Annotated in this window: 1 protein-coding gene and 1 pseudogene; one reads left to right on the top strand and one right to left on the bottom strand. The window is 67.5% G+C overall.

The features are described 5' to 3' along the window. Window positions 1-1,493 (top strand): peptidoglycan DD-metalloendopeptidase family protein (locus L0H79_RS21965; protein ID WP_301486899.1); only part of this gene is annotated, 1,493 nt, incomplete at its 5' end. 393 nt (window positions 1,494-1,886) lie between these two features. On the opposite strand, the pseudogene L0H79_RS21960 reads toward L0H79_RS21965, so the two are convergent. Further along, window positions 1,887-2,284 (bottom strand): annotated as a pseudogene (locus tag L0H79_RS21960) (type III restriction endonuclease subunit R); the annotation flags it as partial.

The following is a 2,284-nucleotide window of genomic DNA, read 5'->3' as shown; positions in this document are numbered from 1 at the left end:
GGTTCGTGCCGACCAGCGAGTTCGGGATGCGTTACAACCCGGGCGACATCGGCACCGGCCAGTACCGGATGCACTGGGGCCTGGACCTGGCGGAGGTACCGTCACCGTCCGCGGTCGTGGCAGTCAAGGCGGGGGTGGTCAAGGCGACCCCGGACACCACGACGGGTGGGCACGAGGTCACGATCGATCACGGTGCGGGGTTGGAGACCCGGTACCTGCACATGGCGTCGCGAACGGTCAAGGTGGGCGATCGGCTCTGGGCCGGGCGACAGATCGGCGTCGAAGGCAACGAGGGCAACTCCTCCGGCCCACACCTGCATCTCGAGGTGTCGATCAACGGCACCAGGGTGAACCCCCGGGACTGGCTGACCAAGCAGGGAGTCGTGGTCCCGTCCAAGGGAGTGCAGGGGACCGCGCCTCCGCTCGCGCTGGTCGACCCGGGCTCCGCCGGCGGCGGAGCCACGACGTCGCCCGTTCTGTCGTGGCCGGCGCCGGTCGCTCCTACCGGATCGGCGGGCGACACCCAGGCGGTCGTCTCGGCGCTGCCGGCACAGGTCGGCGCCTACAAGGGTGAGCAGGTCGTCAACGCGGCATACGTGATCAAGTCCGGGCAGGGGATGGGCCTTGACGCGTGGTCAATCACCGTCGGGGTGATGACGGCCATGGGGGAGTCCAGCCTGGTCAACATCGGCTACGGAGACACCGCTGGCCCGGACAGTCGAGGCTTGTTTCAGCAGCGCGACTCGTGGGGCACTCTGCAGGAGCGGATGAACCCCTCAACGGCGTCGGGCCTGTTCTACGCGGCATTGGTGAAGGTGCCGCACTACCACTCCCTCGAGCCGACGATCGCGGCCCACCGAACCCAGCGCAACGCCGACCCGTACCACTACGCGCCCTACTGGGGCCCGGCCGTGCAAATGGTCGCCGTCCTGACCGCGGACCCGTCGCTACTGGCCAAGCTGCCAGTCTCTGGCCCGATCGCGGGATGTGAGGGTGGCGGCATCGGCGAGCCCCTGCCCGCCGGCGACGGCAGCGGCGCGGCGATCGTCTCGGCCGCCCGGCACTACCTGAGCACCCCGTACAGCTGGGGTGGCGGAAACATCAACGGACCGAGCCTGGGGATCTACTCCTCGCCATCGCTGGATGGAACTCACACCGTCGGGTTCGACTGCTCCGGGCTGGTCCTGTTCGCCGTGTACAAGTCCACCGGCATCAGCCTGTCCCACTCAGCTGAGGACCAAGGCAAGGACTCCCGCGGGCAGAGCATCCCGCGCGACTGGTCAAAGATGCAGCCCGGTGACGTCATCTCCTTCAGCGAGGACGGCTCCGGTGCGCCTGGCACCTTCGGTCACGTCGGGATCTACATCGGCGGCGGGCAGATGATTCACGCTCCGCGGCCTGGGAAGTCCGTCGAGATCGTCCAGCTGAAGGGCTCGAGCTACTACGAGCAGATGGCCTGGTCGATCAAGCGGTATGCCGCCGCTACCAACTGACCGACCGGTGTCATATAGCGCAACGTCGCGCCTAGGCGGGCCGCAGCCGAGCAGCCGGGATCCACTCCTGGATTGCCACGGCCCCACCTGGTCGGTCGAGGACGTAGATCGTGAGGGCCACCCACCCAGTCGGCTCAGATGCCCACTGAAGGACGAGACCCTCGGCCTCCCCGTCCTGGTCAGGATGAGATAGCCAGCAGTGCCGGCGTCGGGCCGCTGAGCCTGCGCCAGGCTCAGGCGGTCCCGGCTGCTGTCCTGGACCAGACCACACCGGCCGGTCCTTCAGCGGTACACCGCGCCTCGAACTCATCCCGCCAGCCATCGTCCCAGTGTAGAACGAGTGTTCGAGAATCGCGCCGGCGCCTTGCTCACACCAGCTGTGGAGATCTGCCCTTAGTAGTCGCTGGCGCGAGGACTTAGGTACAACGCCTCCGCGTCCTGGGCTTCGCGGATCGCCTGCCGCGCCGTCGGCGACTTGAGGTCTAGCACCCTCAGAGTTCGGTCTTTCATCTGAGCGATGGCCTCGATGCGGTAGAACTCGTCGCCATAGGCCTCGGTGAAGTCGGCCAGTCCCCGAAGCTTCGGCATGGCGTCGCCGAGGTGGAAACCGTGCGGGTCGACGATCGAGACCCGCACGTCGTCCTCGTGCCCGCTGAAGAAGACGAAGTCTGGGCAGAGTCGCCGCCAGGCTCCCTTGCCGTCCTTGTAGGCGACAGCCAGGGAGTCAGCTGAGGCTCGTCCGGGGTTCCGGTACCAGGCGAGAAAGCCAGGCTGGTCCATCTCGCGCTCCA

Source organism: Intrasporangium sp., from assembly GCF_030452765.1.
In the GTDB taxonomy this organism is placed as follows: domain Bacteria; phylum Actinomycetota; class Actinomycetes; order Actinomycetales; family Dermatophilaceae; genus Intrasporangium_A.
Note: the sequence above shows the minus strand (reverse complement) of the source record. Positions and strands in the feature narration are given on the sequence as shown.